Source organism: Achromobacter sp. 46006, from assembly GCF_059761975.1.
In genome coordinates, this window is record NZ_JCBANN010000109.1 from 1 (window position 1) to 7023 (window position 7023).

General features: G+C 66.0%; 6 protein-coding genes and 3 tRNA genes. 8 read left to right on the forward strand and 1 reads right to left on the reverse strand.

The features are described 5' to 3' along the window. Positions 1-41 precede the first annotated feature (41 nt). Complete coding sequence (locus tag AC6LKG_RS26055; RefSeq protein ID WP_498169799.1) at positions 42-1052, reverse strand: ABC transporter substrate-binding protein; 1011 nt, start codon at positions 1050-1052, stop codon at positions 42-44. A gap of 215 nt (positions 1053-1267) precedes the next feature. Here AC6LKG_RS26055 and hisN point away from each other — a divergent pair, with 215 nt between their 5' ends. The 8 genes from hisN to AC6LKG_RS26095 all read left to right on the forward strand — a co-directional run. Next, positions 1268-2074 (forward strand): histidinol-phosphatase, encoded by an 807-nt coding sequence (gene hisN / locus AC6LKG_RS26060; RefSeq protein WP_498169802.1) that lies wholly within the window; start codon positions 1268-1270, stop codon positions 2072-2074. Positions 2075-2138: 64 nt separating this feature from the next. After that, positions 2139-3524: a glutamine synthetase family protein gene (locus AC6LKG_RS26065; protein WP_498169804.1), complete on the forward strand. Its 1386-nt coding sequence runs from the start codon at positions 2139-2141 to the stop codon at positions 3522-3524. A gap of 43 nt (positions 3525-3567) precedes the next feature. Further along, on the forward strand, positions 3568-4959 hold the full coding sequence (locus AC6LKG_RS26070; protein WP_498169806.1) for an aldehyde dehydrogenase family protein: 1392 nt from the start codon (positions 3568-3570) through the stop codon (positions 4957-4959). 20 nt (positions 4960-4979) lie between these two features. Beyond that, positions 4980-6143: an iron-containing alcohol dehydrogenase gene (locus tag AC6LKG_RS26075; protein ID WP_498169809.1), complete on the forward strand. Its 1164-nt coding sequence runs from the start codon at positions 4980-4982 to the stop codon at positions 6141-6143. A 113-nt stretch (positions 6144-6256) separates the two neighbouring features. Next, positions 6257-6343, forward strand: a tRNA-Tyr gene (locus tag AC6LKG_RS26080). A 150-nt stretch (positions 6344-6493) separates the two neighbouring features. Beyond that, a tRNA-Gly gene (locus AC6LKG_RS26085) sits at positions 6494-6567 on the forward strand. A 12-nt stretch (positions 6568-6579) separates the two neighbouring features. Next, positions 6580-6654 (forward strand) — tRNA-Thr (locus tag AC6LKG_RS26090). A 68-nt stretch (positions 6655-6722) separates the two neighbouring features. Beyond that, a partial coding sequence (locus tag AC6LKG_RS26095; RefSeq protein ID WP_498082165.1) for a GTP-binding protein occupies positions 6723-7023 on the forward strand: 301 nt, incomplete at its 3' end.

Genomic DNA, 7023 nt, shown 5'->3' on the forward strand with positions numbered 1-7023 from the left:
GCGGTGGCGCGTGCGGCTGGCGGCGCCAGCCGCACGCGTCATCAGCGTTTGATGGTGTCCTGCCAGGTCTTGATGGTGGCGTCGCGTTCCGCCGCCGACTTCTGAAAGTCCACCGGGTACAGCACGGCGGTCAGGTCCTTGGGCAGGCCCGCGGCCTCGGCCGCCTTGTTGGGGGCGGCGCCCGGAATCGTCACCAGTTCCTTGTACTTGCTGTACAGCCCGCCGGCCTGCGCCGACAGCGTCCAGTCGAGGAAGCGCTTGGCGTCCGTGGGATTCTTGGCGGTCTTCATCAACCCAGAGGCCTCCAGTTCATAGCCGACCCATTTCGACGGGATCACCATCTTCACTGGGAAGCCTTCCTCGATCGACTGCATCGCCGGGAAAGCGAACGACACGCCGATCGCGTATTCGCCGGCGCGCGCCATCTTGCACGGGCGAGAGCCCGACGGCGTGTACTGCGCCACGTTCTTGTCCAGCTCCTTGAGCAGCGCCCAACCCTTCTCGGCGCCCAGGCCCTGCAGCAGCGCGACGATCTGCAGATAACCGGTGCCGGATGCCGCCGGACTGGGGATGACGATCTCGCCCTTGTAGACCGGCTTGGTCAGGTCTTCCCACGAGGTCGGCATCGGCAGGTTCCTGGACTTGAGCCGGTCTGTGTTCACACAGAACGCCGCTACATAGCCGGTGGCGGCAAACCATTTGTTGTCGGCGGCCTTGTATTGCGCGGGCAGGGCGTCGATGCCCTTGGCCGCATAGGGCTCCAGCAGCTTCTGCAGGCGCGGGTCCAGCATGTTGCTGACGGCGAAGCCCCAGATCACGTCCTGCTGCGGATTGCCGGCCTCGGCGATCAGGCGCGCGCCCAGGTCCCCGGTGGACAACCGCAGCACGTTCACCTTTACATCCGGCATGGCGGTGTTGGCGGCTTTCAGGTAGGCGGCGATCTCGTCTTCTTCCAGCGCCGTGTACACGGTGATGGCGCCGGCATGGGCGGCCTGTGCGAAACCTAGGGAAATTACTGCAACCACGAGACCAAGCTTCTTCTTACATTGCATGATGGGACTCCGGAAAGGAATACACGGCAACGGCGATGAGCTGCTTTTCTGCGGACGGCGACCTGCGGGGCGGAGCGGTGGGCTTGCGCGAGGAAACGTTGCGTTTCCCGGGTTGTGTTTTTAGGTATATTTGCAAATTTGTGGCAACGTGTCTAGACTGGAAAAACCCGAATCGCATGGGTCTTTCCGCGCCGCGTCACGCCTCGGAGCTCGTCATGCAAACTTCGCCGCCGCCTTCCGTGCAGCAATTGGCCGCGTTTTCCTCGTTCGCCCAGACGCTGGCGGACCAGGTCCGGCCTTTGTCGCGCAAGTGGTTCCGCCACCCCCTTATGGTGGAAACCAAAGCGGATGAAAGTCCCGTCACCCGCGCGGACCGCGAGGTCGAGCAAGCGCTGCGCGAAGCCATCGCCCGCCAGTATCCGGATCACGGCATCTTCGGCGAGGAATACGGCGCCAGCCATGCGGAGGCCGAGTGGGTGTGGTCGCTCGATCCCATCGACGGCACCCGCGCCTTCATCTCCGGCAATCCCCTGTGGGGCACGCTGCTGGGCCTGCTGCACCGCGGCCGCCCGGTGCTGGGCCTGATCGACATTCCCATGATGGCCGAACGCTGGCTGGGCGTTGCCGGTTCGCCCGCGCGCCTGAACGGCGAACCCTGCCGCGCGCGCCCCTGCACCGAACTGGGCCAGGCGATTCTCTACGCCACCTCGCCCGACATCTTCGAAGGCGCCGACCTGGACGCGTTCGAGGCGCTGGCGCGCTCGGTGCGCATGCGCCGCTATGGCGGCGATTGCTACAGCTATGGCCTGCTGGCCAGCGGCCATGTCGACCTGGTGGTCGAGGCCGGCCTGCAGCCGTATGACTATCTGGCGCTGATGCCCGTGATCGAAGGCGCGGGCGGCGTCATTACCGATTGGTCGGGGCAGCCGTTAGGCCTCGCGTCGCAGGGCCGCGTGATCGCGGCCGCCACGCCGCAGCTGCATCGCGAGGCGATGCGGATGCTGGGGGCGGCCGTGACCTGAAACACCGCGTCCCGCGACCCCGCACGTCAACGCAACGCTTCAGCCACGACAAGGTGAACGAGCCATGCATGCACTAGGGGTAGCAACGGTGGAAGACGCGGAGCGGCTGGTCCAGGCCAGCACGCTCTCGCATATCAAGATCGGCCTGTCCGACGTCGATGGCGTCATGCTGGGCAAGTACGTCAGGCGCGACAAATTCCTGGCCGCGCTGCGCGGCGGGCTGGCGTTCTGCGACGTGGTGTTCGGCTGGGACCTGGACGACCAGCTCTACGACAACACCAAGTACACCGGCTGGCACACGGCCTATCCCGATGCCAAGCTGCGCATCGTGCCCAGCACCTGCCGCCGGCTGCCGCTGGAGCAGGGGCCCGGGGGCGAGGACATGTTGCTGTTCCTGGCCGAGTTCGAAGGCCCCGCCGCCGACATCTGCCCGCGCCGCCTGCTGCTCCGCACGCTGGACCGCGCCAGCGACATGGGCTTCGAGGTCTACGCCGCGCTCGAATACGAGTTCTTCATGTTCCGCGAAACGCCGCACTCGGTGCGTGCCAAGCACTACCGCGACATGGAGAACTGGACCCCCGGCAACTTCGGCTATTCGGTGCTGCGCAGCACGGTGCAGGGCGATTTCTACCGCAAGCTGCTCGACATGTGCGAGCGCATGGACATGCCGATCGAGGGCCTGCATACCGAGACCGGCCCCGGCGTGCTGGAGGCGGCCATCGCGGTCGATCAGGCCGCCGCCGCCGGCGACAAGGCCTTCCTCTTCAAGACCTTCACCAAGGCGCTGGCGCAGCAGAACGGCCTGATGGCCACCTTCATGGCGAAGTGGTCGCACGATCATCCCGGCCAGAGCGGTCACATCCATCTGTCGCTGCGCGACCGCACCAGCGGCCGCTCGGCGTTCCACGACGAGTCGCGCCCGCACGGCATGAGCGCGACACAGGAAGCCTTCATGGCCGGCGTGCAGCGCTACCTGCCTGAATTCATGGCGCTATACGCGCAGACCATCAACAGTTATTCGCGCCTGGTGCCGGGCTACTGGGCCCCGCTGGACGCGACCTGGGGCATGGAGAACCGCACCACCGCGCTGCGCCTCATCCCGGGCAGCGACAAGTCGCAGCGTGTCGAAGTGCGTATCGGCTCGGCGGACGCCAATCCGTACCTGGCGCTGTCGGCCGCGCTGGCGTCGGGCCTGCGCGGCATCGAACTGGGCCTGCGACCCGAACCGATGGTGCAGGGCAACGCCTACACGCAGCAGTTTCCCGAGCACCTGCGCCTGCCCACGACGTTGTGGGAAGCGGCGCAGCGTCTGCGCCAATCCGAAGCCGCGCGCGAGCTGTTCGGCAATGCCTTCGTCGAGCATTACGCCGCCACGCGCGAATGGGAAGAACGCCAGTTCCGCCGTCACGTCACGGACTGGGAACTGGCTCGCTATTTCGAGATCATCTGAACGCCGCCGCTTCATCTTTTCTCCACGCATGCACAGGGTCGCCATGACGCAGGAACTCATCACCATCAGTCCCATCGACGGCCGCGAAGTCGTGCGCCGTCCCTACGCCAGCGAGGCGCAGGTCGCGCAGGCGCTGGCCGACGCGCAGGCCGCGCAGGGTGCCTGGCACGCGCTCGGCATCGAGCAGCGCGGCCGCATCCTGTCCGAGGCCGTGACGCGCTTCGTCGCCGGCAAGGCCGAGATCGCGCGGGCCATCACGATCCAGATGGGCCGTCCGCTGCGCTACACGCCGGGTGAGGTCGATGGCTTCGAGGCGCGCGCGCGCCACATGATCGGCATCGCCGCCGAAGCGCTGGCGCCGATCCAGGTGCCCGAGATCGCGGGCTTCACGCGCTTCATCAGCCGCGAGCCGATCGGCGTGGCGTTGACGATCGCGCCATGGAACTATCCGCTGCTGACGGCCGTGAACAGCATCGTGCCGGCGCTGATGGCCGGCAACACCGTCATCCTGAAGCACTCCGACCAGACTCCGCTGTGCGCCGAACTCATCGGCCGCGCCTTCAGCGAAGCGGGCGTGCCGCATGGCGTGTTCCAGTACCTGCACGCGAACCACGACATCGCGCAACGCCTGATCCGCGCGCCCGAGATCGGCTACGTGTCCTTCACCGGCTCGGTGCGCGGCGGCCAGAGCGTGGAGCAGGCCGCCGCCGGCCGCTTCATCGGCGTGGGCCTGGAGCTGGGCGGCAACGACCCCGCGTATGTGCGCGCCGACGCCAACCTGGCGCACGCGGTCGAGACGTTGGTCGACGGCGCCTTCTTCAATTCCGGCCAATCGTGCTGCGGCATCCAGCGCATCTACGTGGCGCGCGACCGCTACCAGGATTTCATCGATCGCGCCGCGGCGCTGACCCAGGAGTACGTGCTGGGCGATCCCTTGCAGCCGGACACCACGCTCGGTCCGGTGGTGCGCACGCGCGCCGCCGACGAGGTGCGCGAGGTGATCGCCGAAGCCGAAGCGCGCGGCGCCTGCAATCTGGTCGATGCCACGCGTTTCGACGCCGCGCGCGCCGGCACGCCTTATGTGGCGCCGACGCTGCTGACGCAGGTGGATCACCGCATGCGCGTGATGAACGATGAATGCTTCGGCCCCGTGGTCGGCGTGATGCCGGTCGACAGCGACGAAGAGGCCGTGGCCCTGATGAACGACAGCCCCTATGGTCTGACCGCCGCCGTCTTCACGCAGGACGAAGAGGCCGCATTGCACCTCGGCCGCCAGTTGCGCACGGGCACCGTCTTCATGAACCGCTGCGACTACCTCGACCCCGCGCTGGCGTGGACCGGCGTCAAGCAAACCGGCCGCGGTGTCTCGCTGTCGCGCGTCGGCTACGAACAGCTCACCCAAGCCAAATCCTTCCATCTGCGCCGCAACGCCTGAGCGCGCGACCAGGAGCCGACATGACCGTCCCCAGCGTCAACTGGAACTATCCCACCGCCATCAAGGCGGGCCCCGGCCGTATCAAGGAACTGCCCGACTGGTGCCGCGAACTCGGCATGGCGCGGCCGCTGCTGGTCACCGATCCCGGCCTGGCCGCGCTGCCCATGATCGCCGACGCGGTGCGCGGCTGCCGCCAGGCCGGACTCGAATGCGGCCTGTTCCACGAAGTGAAGGGCAACCCCACCGGCAAGAACGTGGACGATGGCGTGGCGCGCTATCGCGAAGGCCGCCACGACGGCGTCATCGCGTTCGGCGGCGGCTCGGCGCTGGACGCGGCCAAGGCCATCGCGCTGATGGCCGGACAGAAACGTCCGCTGTGGGACTTCGAAGACGTGGGCGACAACTACCTGCGCGTGAACGTGGCCGGCATGGCGCCAGTCGTCGCGGTGCCGACCACCGCGGGCACGGGCTCGGAAGTGGGGCGCGCCTCCGTTATCACCGACGAGGCGGCGCAGGTCAAGCGCATCATCTTCCACGCGCGCATGCTGCCAGCCATCGTGATTCTCGACCCGGAGCTCACCGTCGGCCTGCCGCCGCGCATCACCGCGGCCACGGGCATGGATGCGCTGTCGCACAACCTCGAAGCCTACTGTTCGCCGTTCTTCCATCCGATGGCCGCAGGCATCGCGCTCGAAGGCATGCGCATGATCAAGGAGTACTTGCCGCAAGCGGTGGCGGACGGCGCCGACCTGCAGGCGCGCCAGCAGATGCTGGTGGCCTCCAGCATGGGCGCCACCGCATTCCAGCGCGGGCTCGGGGCCATGCACGCGCTGGCGCATCCGCTGGGGGCGCTGTACGACGCGCACCACGGCATGCTCAACGCCATCCTCATGCCCTACGTGCTCAAGGCCAACCTGCATGCCGTTGCGCCGCGGCTGCAGGCGTTGGCGCGCTACCTGGCATTGCCGGGCGACAGCCCGGGCGCCGTGCTCGACTGGGTGCTGGCGTTGCGCGAGACCGTGGGCATCCCGCACGCCCTGGCCGACATCGGCATCGACGACGCACAAGCCGAGCGGGTAGGGCGCATGGCCAGCGAGGATCCGTCCGGCGGTACCAACCCGGTCACCTACACCCCGGACCAGTACGCCGAACTTTTTCGTGCAGCCGTTCGCGGAATCTTGTAAGCTTCGCCCCCTCTGCGCGGAAACGCGGCAGGCAGAACGAAAGTTTTGAATATTTTTCGTCCCAGGCGTTTGACAGCGGATTTGAAAGTGTTCATAATCTCAAGTTCTCCGCTGGAGGGGTGCCCGAGTGGTTAAAGGGGGCAGACTGTAAATCTGTTGGCCTTGCGCCTACGTTGGTTCGAATCCAACCTCCTCCACCAGAGACCCAAACCTGAATCCAGGCGATGTTTGCCTGGATTTTAAAATGTAGGCCTAGGGAACTGGGCGGCCTTCGCAACGAAGGTGGCTGGTTCTCCAAGGCCTTAGTTTTGAAAGTCTGGGATAGATAGTGAGGTGGTGAAAGGACAGCCGCGGGTGTAGCTCAATGGTAGAGCAGAAGCCTTCCAAGCTTACGACGAGGGTTCGATTCCCTTCACCCGCTCCAAGCAGTACACATGCCCATGTGGCTCAGTGGTAGAGCACTCCCTTGGTAAGGGAGAGGTCGCGCGTTCGATCCGCGCCATGGGCACCACAAATTCCAAAGTCTTTTCTTCAGTCAGCAGCTTCAGTCAAAAGCGCAATCCAGGTCAGGAGTCAGCCATGGCAAAAGGCAAGTTTGAACGTACCAAGCCGCACGTGAACGTGGGTACGATTGGTCACGTTGACCACGGCAAAACGACGTTGACGGCGGCGATCACGACCGTTCTGTCGACCAAGTTCGGTGGCGAAGCCAAGGGCTACGACCAGATCGACGCGGCACCCGAAGAAAAGGCTCGCGGCATCACGATCAACACGGCTCACGTGGAATACGAAACGGAAACGCGCCACTACGCGCACGTTGACTGCCCGGGCCACGCTGACTACGTCAAGAACATGATCACGGGCGCCGCCCAGATGGACG

What these genes read in the sequence shown, in the direction of transcription:
- AC6LKG_RS26055 (WP_498169799.1), bottom strand. Translation starts at nt 1,052, where the DNA reads ATGCAATGTAAGAAGAAGCTTGGTCTCGTGGTTGCAGTAATTTCCCTA.
- hisN (WP_498169802.1), top strand. Translation starts at nt 1,268, where the DNA reads ATGCAAACTTCGCCGCCGCCTTCCGTGCAGCAATTGGCCGCGTTTTCC.
- AC6LKG_RS26065 (WP_498169804.1), top strand. Translation starts at nt 2,139, where the DNA reads ATGCATGCACTAGGGGTAGCAACGGTGGAAGACGCGGAGCGGCTGGTC.
- AC6LKG_RS26070 (WP_498169806.1), top strand. Translation starts at nt 3,568, where the DNA reads ATGACGCAGGAACTCATCACCATCAGTCCCATCGACGGCCGCGAAGTC.
- AC6LKG_RS26075 (WP_498169809.1), top strand. Translation starts at nt 4,980, where the DNA reads ATGACCGTCCCCAGCGTCAACTGGAACTATCCCACCGCCATCAAGGCG.